The following is a 23649-nucleotide window of genomic DNA, read 5'->3' on the forward strand; positions in this document are numbered from 1 at the left end:
TGCAAGTTGAAGTTAAAATCTTGCCGGTATGAGGCTGCATCACCTTGACAAAGAAAGATAAATGTGGCTTAATCTGAAAAACAAGTAACACTCAGATTACTAATAATTCTTGTGCAGAAAAGGAAACCCAATGGTAAAAGAACTCCTTCCGCTGGTCACCAAATTAACCCGTTATCTGGGAAACGAGGTCAACTCCGTTCATAAGGACTTAAGAGGCGTAGACCTGACTTTCGCCCTGGCATTCCCGGACGTTTACGAGATCGGCATGTCGTACGTAGGGTTTCAGATTCTCTATGACATTCTTAATAAAAGAGAGGATATTGCTGCTGAGAGGGTTTACGCTCCATGGGTAGACATGGAAGAGCTTTTAAGGACAAAGGGGATTCTTCTCTCCTCTCTTGAATCTTCTCTCCCATTAAAAGACTTTAACATAGTCGGATTTACCCTTCCATACGAACTATCATACACCAATATCCTGAACATGCTGGACCTTTCCGGGATACCTTTCCTGGCAAAGGATAGGGATAAAAGCTGGCCACTGATTATAGCCGGAGGCTCCTGTGCCTTCAATCCCGAACCAGTAGCCGATTTTTTCGATGCTATAGTTCTTGGTGATGGGGAAGAGGTCATTCTGGAACTCTGTAATTGCTTTAAAGATTGGAAAAAGAACGGCGGAGAAAAAGAAGCCCTGTATAGAAATCTATCAAAGATTCAAGGGGTTTATATCCCTTCATTCTTCGATATAACGTATCACAGCAACGGAACAATTGAGAAGATTGTACCTCTCAGAGAAAATTATTCGACCATTAAAAAGAGAGTGGTTTCTGATCTCAACAGTGTAGACTACCCGACTAAATTAATCGTCCCTTTCATGAAGATTATTCACGATCGAGTGAGTCTGGAGATTGCCAGGGGTTGTACCAGGGGCTGTCGTTTCTGTCAGGCAGGGATGACGTATCGTCCTGTTCGAGAAAGGTCAGAAGAGACGATCAAGAATATAGTAAAAAAAGCGATAGATGAAACCGGACAGGAAGAGATCTCCTTGCTTTCCCTAAATACCGGCGATTATTCCTGCATCTCTGATCTCATGGCAGATTTAATGTGCAGATATTCAGAGGAAAACATAGCCGTATCTCTTCCCTCTTTGAGGCCTGAAACCCTTACCCCCGAGCTAATCAAGGAGATAAAGAAGGTACGAAAGACTGGAATTACTATCGCCCCTGAAGCTGGTACACAGAAATTAAGGGATACCATTAATAAAGGGATTACAGAGGAAGAGATTTTGGCTACAACCAAAAACGTGTTTGCCTCCGGCTGGAAATCTATCAAACTCTATTTTATGATCGGGCTACCTACCGAGAAAGAAGAAGATGTTGAGGGAATAGTTGAGCTCTCCAGAAAAATACTTTCATGTGGGAAAGGTCTAAACTCTCAAACGAATATAAATGTTAGCGTCTCTACCTTCGTGCCTAAACCCCAAACACCATTCCAGTGGGAGTCCCAGATTAGTCTTAAAGAGATGTTAGAAAAACACAGATTTCTAAAAAGCAAACTGAGCGGGAAGGGACTAAGCCTTAAATGGCAGGATCCCAAACTGAGTATCCTGGAGGGCACGTTTTCCAGAGGGGACAGGAGGCTAAGCAGTGTTTTAATAAATGCTCAAAGGTATGGTTGTCGTCTCGATGGCTGGAGTGAACACTTCAGATATGATCTGTGGGAGAAGGCATTCAGGGACGCCCGATTGGAAATGGATTTCTATAACAGACGAAAGCTTAACTATGATGAAGTTCTTCCCTGGTACCATCTGGACTGCCTGGTTAATAAAGAGTTCCTTGCAGAGGAAAGGAAGAGGGGGCTAAATTCATTATTAACTCCTGATTGCCGAATCGGAGGTTGTACTAATTGCGGAGTTTGCGACAATAAAGACATCAAACTGATAACATCTAGCGCCGTGCCCCAGAGAAAGCCTTTAGAATACCTGAACCGGCAACAGGCAGTGAGGTTCTACCGAAAATACAGATTACAGTTTTCTAAATTGGACGATGCGAGATTTTTGAGCCACCTGGAACTGATAAGCGTTTTCTCAAGAGCTTTAAGAAGGGCAAAAATCCCAGTAAGATATTCAAAAGGTTTCCATCCACTGCCCAGGATAATCTTTGGAGGAGCCTTGCCAGTTTGTATTGAGAGCTTATCAGAGTATGTTGATATAGAGATCGAAGGATATATAACGTCTGACGAGTTTAAGGACAAACTGAATAAAGAACTTCCTTCAGGATTGAGGGTTTTGAATTGTTGGGAAATTATATTGAAATCGAATCCGATATCTGATAGTATTAGAAAAATAAAATACTTAGTTTTTACAAACGAACAAATAAGGACCATTCCACCTTTTGACAATAACCTGAAGGAGGCTGTCGCCTCTTTTTTAAGCAAAGACAGTCTCTTCGTGTTACATAAAAAGAAGGGGGGGATGCGAAAGGTTGATCTTCGATTCATGGTTGAAGATGTCAAATTGAGAGATAACCTTTCATTTGAGATCATTATCAGACCTGGAATGGCAATGGATGTAAAGCCTTTTAAGCTGGTAGAACATATTTTAAACCTGGAGGATAACCAGGTAAAGCTCTTAAAAATCTTGAGAGCAGAAGCAGAATTAGGAAAATAACTTGAAATGTCAGTAGAATTAATCATAAACGCCAATTTGCAAGAAACCAGGGTTGCCCTTTTAGAAAACGGGGTCTTGGCTGAACTATACATCGAGCATCGTACAGAAATGGGAACTACTGGAAACATATATAAAGGAAAGGTAGTCAGGGTACTACCAGGGATGCAGGCAGCATTTATAGATATAGGCTTAGACAAAGCCGCTTTCCTTTACGTTTCGGATGTCTGTTCTGATCTGGAAGAATTTGAAGAAATGCTCCACATTCCAAATGGTGAAACAGGAATTGATTTAGAAAATGGTCTTTGGGCGGCTATTAACCGACCTCTTCAAATTGAAGATATGCTATATGAGGGACAGGAAATACTGGTACAGGTTACTAAGGAGCCCATCGGTTCTAAAGGGGCTCGAGTTTCATCTCATATATCCCTCCCAGGCCGTTATTTAGTACTTATGCCCACTGTTGACCACGTGGGGGTATCTCGTCGAATTGAAAATGAAAAAGAGAGAGCCCGACTTAGGGAAATTGTACAAAAAAACAAACCAGCGGGGTTTGGCTCCATTGTCCGAACTGCGAGTGAGGGGAAAAATGAAAAGGATTTAGTTACAGACATGGATTTTCTGCTTAAGCTCTGGCACAATATTCTGGATAAAAAAAACAATGCCCCTGCCTACAGTCTTATTCACCAGGATTTAGACATGATTATGAGAACAATACGCGACCTGTTTACCGAGGATGTGGATAGGCTGGTTGTAGATTCTCCCGGGGAATACCAGAAGATACTGGAATTTGTTGAAACCTTTATGCCCCAGTTGAAGCACTCCGTAGAACTCTACGAAAACGATGAACCTATCTTTGATGCATATGGAATAGAGGTTGAAATCGGGAGGGCATTAGGGAACAAGGTATGGTTAAAGTCTGGAGGCTATATAGTGATTGAAGAAACCGAAGCTCTGGTTGCTATAGATGTTAACACAGGAAAATACGTGGGCAGCAGAAATCCTGAAGATACCATACTAAAAACAAATCTAGAGGCAGTTAAGGAGATTGCATACCAGCTGAGGCTTAGAAATATCGGTGGAATAATTATCATTGATTTTATAGATATGAAGAAGGAGAGCAGTAAGGAAAAGGTATTTCAATCCTTAAAGGAAGCCCTTAAAAAGGACAGGGCAAAAACCAACATCCTTAAAATCTCTGAACTGGGACTGATAGAAATGACCCGGAAAAGAACCAGGGACAATCTCAGTGGGGTTCTATGCGAACCCTGTTACTATTGTGAGGGCAAGGGGTTTATAAAATCCAAAACAACTGTGCTGAATGAGGTTCTTCGGGAAATCAAAAGAGAAATAAGAGAGACCCAGGGAAACACTGTATGTGTCTTTGTAAACCCCGAAGTTGCAAACTTACTATTGGAGGAAGAAAGAGCTGAAATTGACGAATTAGAAAGAAAATATAGAAAAAGGATTGTTGTAACTGTGAGAGATGATTTTCATCAGGAACAATTTGAAGTTGACAGGCAGGCATTTAATTCTTGACAGGTTATGAAAAATACTTTATTTTATTTATTTCTCTCATCTTAAGCTTTGGAAATTATTCAACAAAGCTTTTTGAAATAGAAATCTGAAATATTTAAAGGGGCAATGGGAGGTACAACAGGATGTATGCAGTCGTGAAAACTGGAGGGAAACAGTACAAGGTTTCTGAAGGAGACCTTTTAAGAGTTGAGAAGCTGGGTGGAGAAGCAGGGGATGTGGTAGAATTGAAAGAAGTCCTAATGGTAGCCAATGGCGATAAGATAGATATAGGAACCCCTGTTCTGACCAATGCCTGTGTTGTAGGAGAGATAGTCAAACATGGAAAAGCAAAAAAAATAATAGTCTTTAAGTCTAAAAGAAGGAAGGGATACCGTAAAAAACAGGGACATCGTCAAATCTATACTAACTTAAAGATAAGAGAGATAAGGATGTAAATGTCGGACAACGGTGAACGGATAACGGTAGACAGCAAATGGTTATGGAGGACACATCATGGCACATAAAAAAGCAGGTGGGAGCTCCGGCAACGGAAGGGATAGTGTTGGCCAAAGGCTGGGGGTCAAAATATTCGGTGGTCAAAAGGTAAGTGCTGGCAGTATTTTAGTCCGTCAGAGAGGTACCAAGATACACCCTGGCATTAATGTTGGATTGGGTAAGGATCACACCTTATTTGCTAAAATAGACGGCGTGGTAAAATACGAAAGAATGGGGAAAGACAGGAAGAGAGTCAGCATCTATGCAAACTGATTGGGTATCTCGAAAGTTGTGAAATTTATAGATGAAGTAAAGATATTTGTTAAATCCGGTGACGGAGGAAGGGGTTGTGTAAGTTTCAGGCGTGAAAAGTTTGTCCCAAAGGGAGGACCAGACGGAGGGGATGGCGGCAAAGGTGGAGATATAATACTGGAAGCTTCCACCCGACTTTCAACCCTCTTAGACCTTCAATACCAACAACACTACCTTGCAAAGCGAGGGGTGCACGGAAAGGGAAAAAACCAGCACGGTAAAGATGCTCCTGATTTAATAATAACTGTTCCTGTAGGTACCCTTGTTAAAGATGAAGACAACACAGTGATAAAGGATCTTATCTCAGAAGGAGAGAGGGTAACAGTAGCAAAAGGGGGAAGAGGAGGAAAAGGGAATGCAAGATTTGCTACATCGACCAATCGGACTCCACGCTATGCCGAAGAAGGAGAAAGAGGGAAAGAAACGTGGTTAAAACTCGAGCTTAAGCTGCTTGCAGATGTTGGTATAATTGGCCTTCCTAATACTGGTAAATCCACCTTAATATCAAAGATTTCAGCAGCGAAACCCAAAATTGCTGATTATCCATTTACCACCTTAATCCCAACTCTTGGTGTAGTAGCCTACGGGGATTATAAGAGTTTCGTTATAGCAGATATACCTGGATTGATAAAGGGTGCAAACCTTGGGGCAGGACTTGGCACAAGGTTTCTCAGGCATATTGAGAAAACCAGCCTTCTCCTTCACCTGATCGACATTTCAGAAGCCAACCACAGAGATTCAATAGACGATTTCAACACCATTAATAACGAGTTAGCCCTATACAGTCCATCTCTGGCTAACAAACCCCAAATAATCGCAATAAATAAGATGGATATCTCCGAATCTAAAGACAACTTCCCCATGGTTAAAGAGCGATTTAAGAGATTAGGCATAGAGATTTTCCCTATATCCGCAATAACAGGAAAAGGAATTAAGCCGTTAATCGATCATATTGCAAAAAGACTTTCGTTGGCAAAAGAGGAGAGTCAAAATTGAAGGACTTGTATAGAGTCAAAATTGGAATGGCAAAGTTATGACACAAGAATATCTCAGAAGAAATACCCTCAAAAATGTAAAAAGGATAGTAATAAAGATAGGTAGTGGTGTCTTAACTTCTAGTGACGGTGGCTTAGATTCAAAGGTATTCAAGGGGCTGGCAAGAGAAATATCCATTTTAAAGAAGAACGGCTATAATCCAATTATCGTCTCTTCAGGGGCTATTGCCGCTGGCATGCAGAAATTGGGACTTACTGAAAAACCAAAAAACATTCCGCAGAAACAGGCAGCTGCAGCCGTAGGACAATCTACCCTTATGTGGAATTACGAAAGATCCTTTGCCGAATACAATCAAAAGGTAGCGCAGGTGCTGCTTACCCATGACGATCTCAGTAGCCGTCAGAGATACTTAAATGCTCGGAATACCCTTTTAACCCTGTCAGGTTACGGCATTATCCCCGTAATAAATGAAAATGATTCGGTAGCTGTAGAGGAAATAAAATTCGGAGATAATGATAATCTATCTGCCCTGACTACAAACCTGGTCGGAGCCGAATTACTCATAATACTCACCGACATTAACGGACTATATGATGAGGACCCCTGTCGGAAAGAGGATGCCCGACTTATTTCCGTTGTAAAAGAGATCAACCGCGAAATAGAAAAGATTGCAGGAGACACCACCAGCCCAATCAGCATTGGTGGAATGATTACGAAAGTGCAGGCTGCTAAAAAAGCCGCTGTCTTTGGAGTCCCTACTATAGTGGCCAATGGTAAGCTGGATGGAATTATAGGCAGGATCATTATTGGGGAAGATGTTGGCACCCTATTTTTACCAAAAGAGACTAGAATGACCAGCCGTAAGCACTGGATCGCCTTTACCCTAAAACCCAAGGGAGAGATTCTCGTAGATGACGGAGCCCAAAAGGCTATCGTAAATAAAGGGAAAAGTCTCCTTCCCTCAGGGATACTAAGCATAAAGGGAAAGTTTGGGATCGGTGATTCAGTTAACTTAGTAGGCCCTGACAGATTCGAGTTTGCAAGAGGTTTAGTAAATTATAGCTCTTCAGAAATAGCAAAGATAAAGGGGCTTAAGACCGGCGAGATAGAAGGTAAACTGGGCTATAAATACTTTGACGAGATAGTCCATAGGGATGATTTGGTAGTTTTAGAGATGATAGGAGTCTAATATGTCGATAGAAAATCAAGTCTTGAAGATAGCCAAGGATAGTAAGGCAGCATCTAAAGAGCTGAGTAATCTTTCCTCCAAGAGAAAGAATGACGTCTTGATTAAGATGAGTAATGAACTCTTAAACCATGCTCTGCTCTTAAAACAGGAGAATGCGAAGGACCTGGAGAATGCAAAGGAAAAGAGCATATCAGATGCCTTCATAGATCGACTAACCCTCAGTGATTCTACTGTACAAGCTATGGCAGAAGGTCTCCGGGACGTTGCGGCGCTTCCTGATCCCGTGGGAGAGGTAACCAGGATGTGGAGGCGACCTAACAACCTGCTGGTGGGTAAAGTTCGAATTCCTCTTGGGGTAATCGGCATAATCTATGAATCCCGTCCCAATGTTACTGCTGATGCAGCCGGTTTATGCCTGAAGTCTGGTAATGCTGTAATCCTCCGGGGGGGGTCAGAGGCTATAAATTCAAACCTGGCTATTGCCAGAATATTACAAGACGTAATACAAAAAGAGGGTATACCAAAGGAGGCAATTCAGGTTATCCCGATAACAGACAGGGCTGCCGTAAATGAGATGTTAAAATTAGAGGACTATATTGACGTGATAATCCCCAGGGGTGGAGAAGAACTCATCAGGTTTGTTGTGCAAAACTCCAGGATACCTGTCATAAAACATTACAAGGGGGTATGTCACATCTTTGTAGATGAGAGCGCTGACTTTAGTATGGCTGAAGATATAGTTATAAATGCAAAGGTCCAGCGTCCGGGAGTTTGCAATGCCCTGGAGACTCTTTTGGTTCATAAGGATATCGCTTCTAAGTTTCTTCCCTTCATAATCAAAAAGTTGCAAGACAAAGGCGTAGAAATTCGGGGTTGCCCCAGAGTTCTGAAGACCGTTCCATCAGTTAAACAGGCAAATGAGGAAGATTGGTATAAAGAGTATCTGGACCTAATCCTCTCTGTCAAAGTCGTAGATGGCATGGACGAGGCAATCAGTCATATTGCCAGGTATGGATCGTTACATACAGAGGCTATTGTTACATCTAACTATGAGAATTCTCAAAGGTTTTTGAAGGAAGTCAATTCATCGGTGGTGCTGGTCAATGCCTCCACCAGATTCAATGACGGCAACCAGTTAGGCTTGGGGGCAGAGATTGGGATAAGCACTACCAAACTCCATGCCTTCGGTCCCATGGGGCTGGAAGAGCTTACTACCTGTAAATTTATCGTATATGGTAACGGACAGATAAGGTCTTAGTTAAACAAACGATGGACAGTTGATCAAGTCGTAAAAAGTCAAAAACGGACGGCACAGTAAAAAGCTTCAGATGCAAGGCGCGCAAATCACGAGGAGTGAAGCTTACTTATAGTTACGCTGCAACGACGAGGGATGCAGAGCAACGCCGCAGATGGACTTTTTACGAAGCCGTCATGGAGGGTTATTTGCGGGTTGGTCTTTTTGGGGGGACATTTAACCCGATACATTTAGGACATCTCCGGTCTGCTGAAGAGGTTCGCGAACTTTTTAACCTTCAACAGGTCATCTTCATACCTTCAGCAAACCCTCCACATAAGCAAGGAAAGAATATAATATCCCCTATCCATCGCATGGAGATGGTCAACCTTGCCATTGAGGGAAATCAAGGCTTTTCTGTCTCCGATATTGAGATAAAGAGACACGGTAAATCCTATTCTATCGAGACTATTGATTACATAAGAAAAATACACGGCTCAGATTTGATATTGTTTTTCATTATGGGAATAGATGCCTTTACCGAAATATCTACATGGAAGGATTATACAAACCTCTTCTCCCGTTGCAATTTTGTGGTTACTACCCGACCAGGATACAGCTTAACCAATCTGGAAACCATTCTTCCTGCTGATGTAGCAGGAAACTTTTCATATTTATCTGAAGAAGACAGGTTTGTTCACACCTCTAATTTCTCTCTATACTTCCGGGACATTACCAATCTGGATATCTCTTCAAGTGTTGTCAGAAATAGAATCAAAGAAAACAGATCAGTCCGTTATCTTCTTCCTGAAAAGGTAATTCAGTACATTAAAGAACACGGGTTATACAAGGACTCTTAAAGGGATAGTGTCGGATGTCCGCTGCCGGTACACCGTTTCATAAATGCATATGCAATACTGTCATTTCGGGCACTTCGCTACCTGTCATTTCGAGCCCTTCATCTGTCATTCCGAACGAAGTGAGGAATCTTGTCTTCTGCTAAGGGCAGGCTCTACGAGAAATCTTAATGAACAAAACCGCCGCTTCGACTATCAAGCGAATGAACGGCTGAAACCCAAATGCCTGCGGCACTTCGCTCATCCGCCAGTCAGTTAGGTGAAACGGTAAAAGTTAGATAGTAGGGATAGAAATGGATAAATTAATTACGTCCTCACCAACAACTATACGATGGTTAAACAGAATTAGGTCTAAGCTTGAGGAAAGGTGTCCGTCTTTAGGATATAAGGAGACCAAACATTATGCTCCATTCTTCAGTCCTGAGAAAAATAAGAATATTGCTCAACTGAACCCTCAACCAAACCAAATTAGAGTATTCCTAAGATTGATGCCCTCTTACGATCCACGGTTACAACCAACTCCGTCAACATCTGGCTATGCGAAAACCTATCCATCTCTTTTTGTGGTTAAAGATGAAAGCATGATAGAAAAAGCAATCGAATTAATCATTAGTTCATATAAAGATGACAATCGCCAATAGGAGATTGTCATGTTGACGCATCGCCTAACACAGCATATACGCTTTGGGCTGAAGCCCTTGCCCTTCAGGACATTGTTTACTTCGGGCGCAACATGCAACATCGAACATGCTGAAAACGTTAGGCGACATGTTGAGAAATATGATATTATAAGGATCAAAATGCAGTGGTTTGAAGATGTATATAAAAGGCAAATAAGTTTGACGGATGAACGGCAGGAACATATTGAATCAGATCATCCAGAAATATCGAGCCAAATTGCAAAGATAAGAGGAACACTCCTAAATCCAGATATTATAGCCAGGTCAAAAACAGACCCGGAAGCAGAACTATTTTATCGACATTACAGCAAAACACCCGTTACTAAAAAATATCTGTGTGTTGTGATTAAATCAAGCATTGAAGATATATTTATTATTACTGCATATTTCACGGATTCGATAAAGAGAGGTGAGATATTATGGGAGAAGGAATAAGAGTTTGGTACGATAAAGAAGGGGATTATCTTGAAGTCATGTTTGAGCGAAAAGCGGGTTATTTCAAAGAAACTGATAACGACGCGGTGATGGAAAAAGTCGATGATAAAGGCAACGTTATCGGTTTTTCCATATTGAAAGTCAGTGCACTAAAGGAGCAGAAACCCCTTTCAATTGAGTTGAAGAGATACGTCGCCTAACAACAGGACGAGACCTTTGAATTTATAATTAAATCACCTTTCTGTCATTCCGTGCTTGACACGGAATCCAGTGTTTTCAAGCGGTTCTGGACTCCGCCCCGATTTTCATCGGGGTGACGCGCCGGAATGACACGAGGGAAGCGTTTTTCAAAGGTCTCAGGACAAAAGATTGCTATCTAAATGCTATCGCACTTCTTTTGGCCCATTAGTCAGAAAATTATGGAGAGGTGGAAAATGAACATTGCAGAGAAATACTTTTAAAAACAGCTTGCTTCTGAGGAATTCAGACGCTCTTTTCTAGAGGAGAACGTGAAGCTGGATATCGAATATAATTACGAATGTTGAATGCAGCCAGTTAAAAATATTACTAAGGCTGAGTCCGATACTTTATCTTCTCTCTTCTTCGTAACAACAGGAATTACAGTCGAGATTCTGCAAAATTTCGGGGATCGATATCAACCCTTCAATATCAACTAAAAATGATTTCGGTCTGGTCTTATTTCTGCGGGCAAGCATATTCGACGTCCTGTATAGTTGAACCAATTCTATCCATTTACCCCTTTCTTCCTTCGCTTCATATTTAATCTTTTCAAATTCATCTGCCCTTTCGGAGTGTGCACTGTCAAACTCTATTCTCGCATTGGCTAACCCCTCAGCAGCCTCTTCAAGGTCTGCCGCCTCTGCTTTGAGCCTATTTGCTCCATCTTCAAATGCCCTCTTAATCTGTTTATACTTAACCGGGTCTCTGTGCCCCGCTTTGTAGGCAATAATCGCTATAACAGCAGATAAAAGAACATTAACAATAAAAAACGCAAATGGAATACTGCCGATATCCCATCCTATGTCCAGGGCTTCCACTATGTTATTAGCCTCAAAAAACTGTCCCCACAATACTGCAATTACAATAAGACCGGCAAGAACCACTAAGACAGCGCCTGTTATCAAAACTATGGTGGTCTTTGTTTTATTCTTCATACGTAATTTCTTGCCAATAAAATTTGAAAGCCACGGTATGCCCACCATCACGCCAACTGCCGTTATTAAGGTTTGAGATTGACTCTGCTCAAAGACATTGAATACCAATGCATTAGAGGCAACCTCTGCAACCGTTATTATTAGAAAGAGTATCCAGAATAATGTGTTTGATATACGAGGCATTGGGTAATTATAAAAACGTGCTTTAACAGCTTCGTAATTCTTAATGGCATCTTCGTGTTCAATACTTTCTTTTTTAACTGCCGCCTTTGCAATTCTATATTTATCCTCAGCATTTTTACAATTCTCATGCAGTTCTTTATCAATATTATACCATTCCTGGGAGATATAGGTCAGGCTTTCATTTGCCCCTCGAAGGAGTTCTTCTTCAAATTCGGTTGGTTCTTCCTGATCAATGGAAGGGTCTGGCTGTTTGGACTCTTGAAATGGCCATTTGGGAGGGAAAAATTTCCACTTCCAATCCCTGCCATCTTGCTTCCCCCTCTTTTTAACCTGCCGGTTTGAATAATAGCGTATATTTTTGCCTGCCATACTACTCTCGCTCTACCCTCTGTCTAGTATTGCCATATTTATCCTCATGGAAAATGTGCTCTTTAAAAAGTCGTACTATTTCTATCTTTCTATTTAAACAAAATAGCGTTTCGATAGTTAATAATGACACTATTGTCTCTCCCTTACCATAGAGGAATAACAGCCTTTTTGCCGGCAAAAATCGCATTATAGACCCATTTCAGGGGGCCAGTTCTGAATTATTCACTACAATATCAAATACTTGCTGTGGCCCGACCCCGTTAATCTCCATTAACCGCCGCGACCCGTTAACCGCCCTATTCAACCTCCTTGCCGACAGTTTTTTCCAAATCCTATCCGCAAGTTTTATTTCTTTACCCGTAAAACCGTACCCTTTTTCAAGGATTTGTTCATTGGTGATTTCCAAAATTTCGTCAATGGGTTCCTTTTCCCGCATCATTTGGTCAATCTGGCCGAGCAACGCATCGTTTTCTTCTTTGTAAGGGAGCAGGATATTTCCTGTTTCGCTTGGCATCAATTCCAAAACGCCACCGCCATAAGAACGACCAGAGATTTCAGAGAAGGCCAGAGAAAGTGAATTGTAAAAGCTTGCAACAAATGCTTTAACGTTGGTGCTTGGTTTTACAAAAACCCGGTGCATGGTGTCTGTGGTGTATGCACCAACCTCATTCAAAATCAGTTTTGGAAAAAGGTTGTTTCTCCTGATGAAAAGTGCTTCTGATAATTTGATAGAAGGTACTACAAACCAGTCATCACGGATGCCTGTTTTGTACCCTTTGTTTACTCCGGTGGATTCGCCCATTGAAATATAAGAGTTGGCTCCTTTATGTCCATTCAGTTCTTTCTTTGGTGGAAAGATGAGTAGATGGGCTTTGGCATTTCTCAACCGATTTTGTCTCCAATCTTTTTCATTGAAAATAATGCTGTTTACCTGTACGCTCCGTCCAACCATAGGTTTAGCAAATTCCTGGAGGTTGTAACCTTCCACCACCGGAAGTGAAACGGTAAAGTAATCATTTGCCCCAGTTGTTATCCCTACTTCAACTTTGGCATAATCCGCAATTTTAGGAATGAGTTTGTTCTGAGCAACTGTTTCCAGAAAATCAATTTCTTCCTGTTCTAGAAAGTAAAACGTCCATTTATTGCTTTTGAAGTTTATCTGTTTTTGAGGACTTTTTAGCTTGTTTATATCCAATGTTTCAAGTTCGGATGCATCTGTCAGTTCTAAATGTTCTATCAGGTGGTTATTCGTTCCATTTTTCTCACAGAGAAGCAAAATAACTTCCTGCTGGATATCGGGGAATACCAGTTTCTTGAATGAAACAATATTGATTTTGTTATAAAAGTGAGCTAAAAATTCACGGAGTTGCTGTGCATACGATACCTGTAATATTTCTGCCGGAATCACAAAGCCAATTCTTCCTTTTTCCTTTAGTAAAAGGCTTGAACCAACCACAAATGAAACCCAGGCATTAGTAAGCTTGGTGTATCTCAGCCCAGCTCGTTTGAATATTTTAGCTGCCTCTATTTGTTGTTCCTCATCAAAATATTGATAGCGTATATAGGGTGGATTTCCTACTATAAAATCAAAGCGTTCGGTAGTTTTATTGCAATACATGTGAAAGTCTGTATTGATGATAGTCTTATCATTAAGACTGATACTGTTTGCTTTTTCAGCCTCCGCCTTATCAAACTCAATAGCTGTTACCTTATTGAATCTATGGTTTTGTTTCTTTAGCTGTTCTAGAAAAACACCGTCACCACAACTTGGTTCCAAAATATCATAGGACGAACAACCATTGATACCCCATTTCAAAATGAAAGTGGCAATGGGTTCGGGTGTATAAAATCCACCTCTAAGTTTTTCTGCTGATGCGTGTTTAATTAGCTTCATATATTTCTTTTATTAGAGGGATTAATGAATCGTCTTTTTCTAAGTCATAAAGATTTTTCAAAAGTTCATTCAGTTTAACCTTCAAAGCATTAAATTGTCTCTGGAGTTTGGTAAGCATTCGCTTGTCTTTCTGATTTTGGTCTATTTCCTCCTGTTTCAAAATCAGGTCTTTTTGAATTTTCACGATTTTGTCATGAAAAGCTTTATCAGTTTTATTACCGAAATCAATTCTTCGGATGGGCAAACGCTTCAAAACTTTTGTTCCTCTAGCGATATAACCGCCCCTGAAAACTTCTCCTAACAGGGCAGAATACCATTCGAGATACTTGGAATTAAGCAATGCCTGAATGTAATAGATGGAATAAGGGGAATCCCGTGGTAAAGCAACGACACAATATCCGGCTGTTCCTCCTGATGAAATCAATGTACAGTGGAAGTCAATGGCATATTTATCACCAACAGAAAGTACCCCAACAATGATTTTTTCCGGTAATCCACATTTATCCAAACTTTGATGTCTGCCATACCTGTGCCATTCATTTTTGGTTTGAGGCTCAGGTTTTATATCCCTTTTCGGGTTATTAAGAATACTCTTGTGGTGTTGCAGGTATTTGTAGGTAGCAGGGAAATTATTTTTAATGTTCTTTAGTGAAATCAGGTCAATACCTGACTTGGTTTGCTCGTACGGATAAATCACCATTGCATTTGGTTTAAAAGGACGATATGTGTTTAAGTTGTCCTCTCCTGATGAAGTTTGGAAATACTGTTTGGTTATGGCTTTTTCAATTTTCCATTCCACACCTTTTTTCTCGAAGTAGTAATAGGTTTTATCTTCTTTTGTAGGTTGGAAAATGTAAATCGAATTGGCACTTGTCTGAATACCATTAAATATTCCTTCACGGCCTACAATATCTTCCAATAAAACACTTTGGGTATTGATTTTATCAAATGCAGGTTTGAGTTCCGGTGGCACAAGTACCCATACTTCTTTATTCAGACTATCGGTTTTTATCGTCTGGTATTCTATATCATCTTTTCCGCTAACTTTCCATTTCAATAGGTTCCTTATTTCAGTATATTGGAATGTTGAAAGTTTTTCCTTTCTGAGAATTAACAAACAAGTGTACGTCGTTTTGCTGTTGAATACCTGATTGGCTCCAAAGGAAATAATGGTGTGTACATAGCCTTTCTCCTGTAAAAACTCTCTCAACTTTAGACCTGCACCGACTTTGGCAAATTTGCTTGGGACAATGTAACCAAACCATCCTTTGTCTTTTAGCAATTCAATTGCCCTTTCGATAAAGATAAAATACTTATCAAATTGCTTATGAGCAGAAATATATTTCTTCTTGTATATCGGAAGTTCAAGTGGTGTTATCTGCTTCATGTCTTCCGATTTCATGTATGGAGGGTTGCCAACTATTATGTCATATTTTTCATTGCCAAAATCAAATGGATTTATCTCGGATGTGGCTTTTTTATCTTTAACATCTTGAGGGGCAATCAGTGTGTTTCCAAAATGGATATTGCTGCTCAAATCAGGTAGAAGGGGATATTTTGTATTAACCGAGTTCTTGTCCTCTTCTTCAAGGAGTTTTAGCAACAGTCCGAATTTCGCAGCTTCTACGGCATTATAATCTTTGTCTGTTCCAAAAATACAATTCAGCAAAAGCTCACTTTTTAGTCTAAATGGTAGTTTGTAGGTATTTATATTGGTCTGAATAAGTTTGGAGTTGTCATGCACCAGATAGTAATCGACCAAAGTGTCGCTTAATAGTTGGAACAATTCCAGAAGGAAAGCACCAGAACCACAAGCAATATCTGCCATTTTATAAGCAAGAATCTCTGTATCCGTCTTGCCTTCACAAAATGGCATGACCGTTTGATTCAGAATAGATTTGATTATATAGTTGGGTGTGGTGATTATGTCCCGATCAACATTCTCAGGTTTACGGACGAGTTCAATCTTTCTATTTTGTATTGTAAGTTTCTCCGAAAGGAAAATTTCGTAGATACTGCCCAATACGTCAGATGAAAATACCGCAAAAGAGTAAGGGCTTTCAGGATAATAGAGTTGCCTGATGATTGACCAGAATACAGAACTGATATTTCCAATGATTTTCTCGGAAAGAAACTGGTCAAATAAGCCAGAATTGTATTTTTTGTCTGCCTGATCAAATTTCTTTAACAGGGCTTTGAAGTCTTGTTTATCCGCAAATTGAAGCAAGGACTGATAAGTTTCTAAATCTCTGTCCTCACAAACACGCAGAAAAATAATCCGGTTAATGTAACTCTGAACATAATCGTTGAGCAACTGCTCTGAAATCTTGGGTTCGTGCTTGTATATTTCTGTACCAAGCTGTTTTCTCCATTCATTGATTTGATTCAGGAAAAGGTGGTCAATGCTGAAAAGGCTGAGTTTCTCTTCAATGTTTTTCCATCCTTCATCAAATTGTCCGGCATAAACGGATTCTCTGCCAAGCAAGGTTTTCAGTTCTTCAAACTTGTCCGAATATTCAGTGTAATGATATTTTTTAATTAAAGCTTTGTTGTGGCTATCGTCTTTCTCAACTTTAATGGAGCAGTCATAAATCAGTAAGTATTCAAAATTGGAAAGCACTGATACTTTCAGTTTGGCGGTAAATCCGTATCGCCTTACTTGCTTGGCATTATCAACATTGGTTTCAATGGGAACGCTCGGTTTCTTTGCTTCAAGGAAAAATTTTCGTTCGGAGAAAAGCCTGAAAGTATAATCTGGTTTTTTGGAGTTTTCAGAAGCATTTGCTTTCAATGTTTCTTCAAGCAAAACTTCCCGTTCATTGGTCGGTTTGCCTGCTTTGTTCTTGATATCCCAACCCAAAAGCTCAAACAGTGGGTCCAAGAAATCTGATCTCAATTGCGTCTCGTTATAGTTCGCTTTGAGATAATTATCTCTGTTGGAATGATATTTATTTAAAAGGTCGTGAATGGTCATTTTCATAAACTAATTTTCTTTGTTTTATAGGACTAACGCGTTTCTCACCTGTCAGGTGCAGAAAAATGTTGGGCTCAATTTATTACTCCAATAGCCCTTCTCTCTCAAGAACCAACCTAACATCCTCAAATGTTGCACTGATGTTGTCCTTGGGGAATCTTATCTGGCCAAGACCGTGAATGTTCGCGAACTCTTCACAACCTTCTTCAAGAAGTACGATTGCTTTTTCGAAACCGAGGCGCCCTTGAAACAATCCAACCTCGTGGATTACGTTCATACGCGCCTGCACTTTACCATCTGCTTGTTCATCCTCTGCAGTCATAACAAGGAAGGCAATAGCGGCATCATCAAGCATTCTGGACAACCGCACTATATTGCTAACACCAGCAACGGGAACCCTATTGAACTCATCCCAAGGAAGGTGAAGTCTGTCTTGGACGAAGTCTTTTAGGTCTTTCCAGGCACGGGAGCGTCCATGACCAATGAATACATTGGTACCAATTCTCTCCTCACGTTTGCTTTTTCGACTAAGATTCTGGAGGTGGGAAGCTGCTCGTCTTGCCAATTTGCTTAGGCTCTCACATTCGCTGAATGGACTTCGAATAGCACTAATCTGCGCAATGACAGAAATGTGAGGAGGAGTCTGGACTCCCGCCTGTATCGCATTCATATCCCGTGACATCTGTTGCCCCTAAGGTGCAAAGTACTTTACAAAATCGGACGCTCCAAAAACCTTCTTGTTCTTTATTTTAGCGAACAGATCGTTTAAAAATGAGTCATTTTGTCTGTCCTGAACCTCACCGGCAAGGATAGACAGAATACTTGCCTTGGATTCCTCGAAGACTTCGGTAGCCTCCTTCACTTGCGAGTTGTAGACAGTAGGATCAATATTACCTGCTTGTTCATAAATAACATTAATGACCGAATCAAAATCATATTCCTGCCATTCCCCGCGGGTTTCACGTATGGCGAATCTATCCATCATTCCCCATTCTTTGCTGAATCGAGCACCTGGGGGAACAGGTTTAAAATCCTTGTAATAGACTCTAGAGTGATAGCCTAGCCACGACCCAGACCATGATTTACCAACTTCCTCTGAAACAGTCATTAGCTTATCGAGGCCATCGGTATTTAGCTTAGTAGACTCCTCTACCAAAGACTCTACTAGTTTGAATAATTCATCTATATTACTCATTGGTTCCTCTGCCCAACAATATATTGAACAGTTTCCTGATATTGACAGTAAACTTTGAGTCCGCCAATATTCAAATATAAATTTCGATGACATATCTATATGATATTATAACACTTTTTAAGTCGTTCAATACCAAATTTATATTTTTAGGCGGTTAACTGCTCAATACCGATGCTACTTGTTCCGGCTCTAGTTCTGACCGGGGTTGAAGTTTTTAACCGACGCACTTCTAAAAGGAAGAAGAAAGGCAATAGTTTAGTTCATTCTCACTGAAACCAGTTTGGATACCCCGGGGGTTTCCATGGTCACACCTATAAGGGTATCAACTATCTCCATGGTTCGTTTGTTATGGGTCACAAGGATAAATTGGGAGTTTTTAGACGTCTCTAAAAGCAGTTCATTGAATCTGTTTATATTGACATCGTCAAGGGCGGCATCCACTTCATCCAAAAGGCAAAAAGGGCTGGGTTTTATGGTAAACATCGAAAAGATTAATGCGATAGTTGCCAATGCCTTTTCTCCACCTGAGAGGAGATTAATATTCTGGAGCTTCTTCCCAGGAGGCTGAGCGATTATTTCTATCCCAGTTTCCAGCAGATTATCTTCATCAGTTAATACGAGTTCTCCCATACCACCCCCAAAGAGACGCGGGAATATCTCCTTGAACTTTCTGTTGACAGCCAGAAAAGTCTCATTAAACCTCTTTCTTGTTACCCGATTGATTTTGCTTATAGCCTTCTGAAGAGATTCCAAAGACTGGTTCAGGTCATTCTGTTGACCTGTCAAGAACTCGTATCTCTCTTTCAAATCTTCGTATTCACTGATGGACAGGAGGTTTACCTCACCCATATTTTCCAGAGATTCTTTCAGATATGCAAGCCTTTCTTTTAGTTCTTCTCCAGAGAACCCATTGGCAGGAGGGCTGGCCATAGACTCTAACTTAATACGGTATTTTTCCTCTACCCTGCCTTTCAGGTGTGAGATATTGAGCCCTATCTCAGTTATTTTAAGATTTAAATCACTTAATCTTCTATAGAGGTCTTCTTGCTCCTTCAGGCAGGTTTTATGGGTATTCTCTTTTCTTCTTAAATCCTCGGCGTCTTCTTCCGTTTCAGCCTTTCTTATACTTAAAGATTCATGGAGATCTTTATGGATTTTAAACAATTCTTCAAGCCTGTTTTGAGAATCTTCTATCATTTTAGAAATCCTAAGACACTCCTTTTCGCTTTCTTCACTTTCCCTTCTTTTCTCTTCAATGCCTTTTATCAATTCTTCTCTAGCACTCTTTAAGCGGTTTATATTAGAAGATGTGCCTTTCAGTTTTTCTTTTACAGAGCTTATTGTAATCTTTGAATTGGTAAGCCCGGCACTTAGCCTATCTATTTTTTCTTTTATCTTCTTCTCTTCCCCTTGCAGGCTGCCTGACAGCTTTTCTTTTTCGTCTTTCAAGTTGTTTAGACTCTGTAATTTCTCTCCTCTTGCTGACAGATCCACCTTCGTTTTTTCCTTCTCTACATGTAATTGATCTCTTTCAAAATTTAATATTTCTACCTTTTCCTTAAAACGGCTTAAATCTGAATGAATTTGGTTATGCTCGTTTTCAATAGTAATAGTCTTAACATTCCCGGCATACAACTCATGGTTCAATTCTTCTATACGCTTTTGTATTAAGGATGTCTCCTCAACAATCTGTTTATATCCCTTCTCAACTCTACTATACTCTTCTCTTATAGTTTCTGTTATCTCCTCCAATTCTCTAATCTCTCTCTTCTTCTGTAACACTCCACTTGAAACAGCAGACTTACTCCCGCCGGTCAGAACCCCACAGGAGTCTATTACCTCCCCATCCAGGGTAACCAAAGTGCCTGTGTAGCCATTATTTTCCCATAATTTCATAGCCCTATCAAAATCCTCGACTACCAGAACATTTGCCAACAGGTAATTGGCAATATTATAAAAACCTTCTCTTGCTTTAACTACACTTAGCAAAGGGGTATAATCAGTCTCCGCAGAATAAACAGCCGGTGAAGATTCTTTATTCTCTCTGAGTTTAAGAGGAATAAAACTGCTTCTGCCAGCAGCCTGTTCCTTCAAATATTCAATAGCCTCCACACCTTCATTTTGACTTTTGACAATAATATACTGAAGCTTTTCTCCCAGAATTGATTCCAGGGCTGTCTCGTATTTTGGCGCAGTTTCAATTATGTCGGCTACCACTCCATATATCCCATTTTTCTTTGAATTATTATCGCCATTTTTAAGCATTATTGAACGAACCCCTTCCTGGTATCCTTCAAGGTTCTTCTGGAACTCTTCTAAAGAGTTCAATCGGGCAGTTTTTCTGCTCAGTTTCTCTTTGAGATCATTCAGGGTTTTTCCTTTCTCTTCCACCGCTAGCTTAAGATTATCTACCTCTTCAAGCCTCTTTTGCTTCTCTTTCTCTAATACCCCTTTCAACCTGTTTAACTCATCCAACCCTTTCTTTAACTCAGACGCCCTGCCTTCTAATTCTTTAATCTTTTCTGTGGTGTCCTTCAGTTCTTTCTTACTCTTCTCCCCCCTCCGAAGGAAGTCTGTCTGCTGATCTGTTAAATTAGTTATAGAATTTCTTACTTGGGTTATATCAGTCAGGATATCAATAAGATCAGCTTTCTCTGATTCAATCCTTTCTAATGCGGTTTTATAATGATCTTTCAGCCTGTTGAATTGGCTTTCTTTCTCTGCCAGATTAAATTCTTCAGTGACCAGGACATCTTGCAAACCCTTTTCATCATTCTCTAATTCCTGAATCTCTTTTTCTGTACCTTCCAGTTGGAACTTAAACTTTTTAGCGTCTTCTCCTAAGCGGGAGTGATGTTTTGCAAGGGTCTCCAACTCCTTACCGCCGTATTCTATAATGTTCTCATCCTTCTGGATAGAGCTATTTACACCATGAAGTCTCTCTTGAATAGCAATTAACTCCTTTTCTTTTTCCAACAATCTAATCTTAGTTTCTTCAATTTGATTCTCACCACTTTGTATCTTTGCGGAAATTTCAGCATCCTTAGCCCTTAATTCCTCCAATAAGTCCTCTTTCTCCCTCTTGTCTTTTAATATCTCTCTGTAATCTCCTAAAGCCAGGGTTAGTTCGACCTTTTTTATCTCTTCTTTAATAGAGTTATACTTTTCCGCCTTTTTGGCCTGTCGTTTCAGTGAATTAATCTGCCTTTTGATTTCTCCAATGATATCAGACAACCTTATCAGGTTCTGTTTTGTAGACTCAACCTTACTCAATGCTTCTTTTTTTCTATTTTTATATTTTGTAACACCGGCTGCTTCTTCAATCAGGAATCTTCTGTCCTGGGGCTTAGAATTCAAAATCATCTCAACCTTTCCCTGCTCTACCATAGAATAAGTCTTAGTACCCAGCCCAGTGTCCATAAAAAGCTCTGCGATGTCCTTGAGACGACAGGGAACCTTATTAATATAGTATTCGCTTTCTCCTGACCGAAAGAGACGTCTAGTTACCTGAATCTCGCTGAAGTCATGATATTCAGGTGGGGCTATGCCGTCATCGTTTGAGAAGATCAACGAAACTTCTGCAACTCCTGTTGATTTTATCCCCTCACTTCCGTTGAAGATGACATCTTCCATTAAAGCTCCCCTGAGCTGTTTGGCACTGAGTTCTCCCATAGCCCACCGTATGGCGTCTATAACATTGCTCTTCCCACAACCATTTGGTCCAACTACAGCTGTAATACCGGGTTGGAAGGAAAGGGTTGTTTTTTCAGCAAAGGATTTAAATCCCAAAACCTCCACTTCTCTTATCTTCATACCCAAAAGCCCTTCTTTTTCAGGTAATCCATCAACTCTTGTTCCAACCTCAGGATTAAATTAGATACATCCAGTTGATTACTAACATCTGAATTTACCTACAAAAATTTTCGTTAATATAGCATCGATTTTACTCATTGTAAAGAAAAAAATACAACAAAATGTATATGGCTATATTTATACCACAACATATAGTGCTAAAAATAAAAAGCGGACTATTGAACTCAATAGTCCGCTTTTACTTTTTACCCTGTCAGAAATGATATCTCTAACAGAGCTTATCTGAACTTCTTTGATAAATAACAGGCTATCTTTTCCTCAAGGTTACAGTATAACCCTTACCCTTCAACTCATCAATGACTTTGGTAACATCTTCGCCATCTACGTGAATAACAACATCATTCTTACTCTTTTCGGACAGGGCTATGACGTGAAGTGTCACGATTTTTAACCCATGTTTGTTCACACAAGAAATCACTTCCTCAAGAGCCTTACCTTCTCCGCCGTCGGTAACCTCAAACCGAGTGCCTTTTTCGCCTATACCCAGTACTTTGTTAACAATCTTGTAAAAGAAGTCATTGGTAGTAAGTATTCCCACTACCCTACTATCTTCAAGCACTATCAAGGCGCCTACCTTGTTCTCCTGAGACAGAGATATTGCCTCCTCAACGGTCATCTCAGGTTTCACCGTGATTAAATGCCTTTCCATAATCTCTTTTACGGTCGTCTTTTCAAGAAGATAACCAATTTCCCAAACGGTAAGGGATGTTGCCTTGGAAGGCGAAACACTCTCCAATCTGTGTTCGGTAACCAGTCCTACCAGCTTTCCCTTGTCTACCACGGGTAATCTGCGAAACCTGTGGGCTTGCATTATCCTCTTTGCATCCGCAATAGAGGTAGTGCTGGGAACAGTAACAACATTCGTTGTCATAATGTCTTTTACATACATAGTTTTCTTTTCCTCCTTTCATATTTGTTTTTTTAAGAAATGGCTAATTAACTGTAATAGCGATAGATGGCCTCGGCAATACAGCAGGGCTTTTCCTGACCTTCTACCTCAAAGGTCATCCTGATTACAATCTGAATTCCTCCCTTTATATCTTCAATTTCAGCCACCTCGGCTTTCATCCGCAACTTGCCTCCAACAGGCACAGGGGCAGGAAAACGCACCTTATTCAACCCATAATTGACCCCCATCCGCTTCTTTTTTATCTCCATAATCTGCTGAAGGAAATAAGGTGCCAAACTCATCGTTAGATACCCGTGGGCAATTGCTCCCCCATAGGGTGATTCTTTCTTAGCCCGTTCCGGGTCTACATGAATCCACTGATGGTCTCCAGTCGCCTCGGCAAATGTATTAACCCTTTCCTGCGTTACCTTAATCCAGTCAGTTACACCAATCTCCTGCCCAACCATTGTTTTCAGCTCTTCCAGGTCCTCAATGATACGCTTAGCCATAGAATACCTCCTTAAAAAATCATTGGAAAAATACGAGGACATTTTCTCTATTATTTGTAAAATTGTCAACTATTAATTTTCGTTTGTCAGAAACAAATAAACTGTCCTGTATTGTAGCACATAATCTGTCCGGTTTACAATGGTCACCAGTGGAGGTGACGTATGGGACGGACAGAGATATTACAGGAGGTTCGGAAGATGCGATTTGAA

General features: G+C 40.4%; 19 protein-coding genes. 10 read left to right on the plus strand and 9 right to left on the minus strand.

The features are described from left to right. The first annotated feature begins 130 nt into the window (after positions 1-130). From AB1401_11545 to AB1401_11590, 10 genes are all read left to right on the plus strand, one after another. Entirely contained in the window at positions 131-2665 is a 2535-nt protein-coding gene (locus tag AB1401_11545) for a TIGR03960 family B12-binding radical SAM protein (GenBank protein ID MEW6616079.1), read from the plus strand. Between the two features lie 6 nt (positions 2666-2671). Beyond that, complete coding sequence (locus AB1401_11550; GenBank protein MEW6616080.1) at positions 2672-4201, plus strand: Rne/Rng family ribonuclease; 1530 nt, start codon at positions 2672-2674, stop codon at positions 4199-4201. 122 nt (positions 4202-4323) lie between these two features. Further along, a complete protein-coding gene (rplU, locus tag AB1401_11555; protein MEW6616081.1) occupies positions 4324-4635 on the plus strand; it encodes a 50S ribosomal protein L21 in 312 nt (103 codons plus the stop codon). A 58-nt stretch (positions 4636-4693) separates the two neighbouring features. Then, entirely contained in the window at positions 4694-4948 is a 255-nt protein-coding gene (gene rpmA / locus AB1401_11560; GenBank protein MEW6616082.1) for a 50S ribosomal protein L27, read from the plus strand. Positions 4949-4966: 18 nt separating this feature from the next. Next, entirely contained in the window at positions 4967-5983 is a 1017-nt protein-coding gene (gene obgE / locus AB1401_11565) for a GTPase ObgE (GenBank protein ID MEW6616083.1), read from the plus strand. Between the two features lie 37 nt (positions 5984-6020). After that, complete coding sequence (gene proB, locus AB1401_11570; protein ID MEW6616084.1) at positions 6021-7172, plus strand: glutamate 5-kinase; 1152 nt, start codon at positions 6021-6023, stop codon at positions 7170-7172. A gap of 1 nt (position 7173) precedes the next feature. Next, on the plus strand, positions 7174-8430 hold the full coding sequence (locus AB1401_11575; GenBank protein MEW6616085.1) for a glutamate-5-semialdehyde dehydrogenase: 1257 nt from the start codon (positions 7174-7176) through the stop codon (positions 8428-8430). A gap of 95 nt (positions 8431-8525) precedes the next feature. Further along, a complete protein-coding gene (gene nadD, locus AB1401_11580) occupies positions 8526-9266 on the plus strand; it encodes a nicotinate-nucleotide adenylyltransferase (protein ID MEW6616086.1) in 741 nt (246 codons plus the stop codon). A 647-nt stretch (positions 9267-9913) separates the two neighbouring features. Further along, entirely contained in the window at positions 9914-10378 is a 465-nt protein-coding gene (locus AB1401_11585) for a hypothetical protein (protein ID MEW6616087.1), read from the plus strand. Then, positions 10363-10578, plus strand: coding sequence for a DUF2283 domain-containing protein (locus tag AB1401_11590; protein ID MEW6616088.1), 216 nt, complete (start codon positions 10363-10365; stop codon positions 10576-10578). The genes AB1401_11585 and AB1401_11590 overlap by 16 nt, the downstream gene beginning before the upstream one ends. Before the next feature lie 387 nt (positions 10579-10965). On the opposite strand, the gene AB1401_11595 is transcribed toward AB1401_11590, so the two are convergent. The 9 genes from AB1401_11595 to AB1401_11635 all read right to left on the minus strand — a co-directional run. Next, positions 10966-12105: a hypothetical protein gene (locus AB1401_11595; GenBank protein MEW6616089.1), complete on the minus strand. Its 1140-nt coding sequence runs from the start codon at positions 12103-12105 to the stop codon at positions 10966-10968. Between the two features lie 199 nt (positions 12106-12304). Further along, the gene (locus AB1401_11600) at positions 12305-13999 is read right to left on the minus strand and encodes a class I SAM-dependent methyltransferase (protein MEW6616090.1); all 1695 of its coding nucleotides are present in this window, start codon (positions 13997-13999) and stop codon (positions 12305-12307) included. Beyond that, entirely contained in the window at positions 13986-16973 is a 2988-nt protein-coding gene (locus AB1401_11605; GenBank protein ID MEW6616091.1) for an N-6 DNA methylase, read from the minus strand. The genes AB1401_11600 and AB1401_11605 overlap by 14 nt, the downstream gene beginning before the upstream one ends. Positions 16974-17055: 82 nt before the next feature. Then, positions 17056-17538 carry a TIR domain-containing protein gene (locus tag AB1401_11610; GenBank protein MEW6616092.1) on the minus strand — a complete coding sequence of 161 codons (483 nt, stop codon included), beginning with the start codon at positions 17536-17538 and terminating at the stop codon, positions 17056-17058. 126 nt (positions 17539-17664) lie between these two features. Continuing rightward, positions 17665-18168 carry a hypothetical protein gene (locus AB1401_11615; GenBank protein MEW6616093.1) on the minus strand — a complete coding sequence of 168 codons (504 nt, stop codon included), beginning with the start codon at positions 18166-18168 and terminating at the stop codon, positions 17665-17667. Positions 18169-18423: 255 nt separating this feature from the next. Further along, the gene (smc, locus tag AB1401_11620) at positions 18424-21981 is read right to left on the minus strand and encodes a chromosome segregation protein SMC (protein ID MEW6616094.1); all 3558 of its coding nucleotides are present in this window, start codon (positions 21979-21981) and stop codon (positions 18424-18426) included. Between the two features lie 307 nt (positions 21982-22288). Then, positions 22289-22930, minus strand: a complete 642-nt coding sequence (locus AB1401_11625) for a CBS domain-containing protein (protein ID MEW6616095.1) — start codon at positions 22928-22930, stop codon at positions 22289-22291. 47 nt (positions 22931-22977) lie between these two features. After that, entirely contained in the window at positions 22978-23439 is a 462-nt protein-coding gene (locus AB1401_11630) for a MaoC family dehydratase (protein ID MEW6616096.1), read from the minus strand. Positions 23440-23458: 19 nt separating this feature from the next. Continuing rightward, on the minus strand, positions 23459-23649 hold a 191-nt coding region (locus AB1401_11635; GenBank protein ID MEW6616097.1), incomplete at its 5' end, for a hypothetical protein.

The organism is Thermodesulfobacteriota bacterium (assembly GCA_040757775.1).
Taxonomy (GTDB): Bacteria; Desulfobacterota; UBA8473; order UBA8473; family UBA8473; genus UBA8473.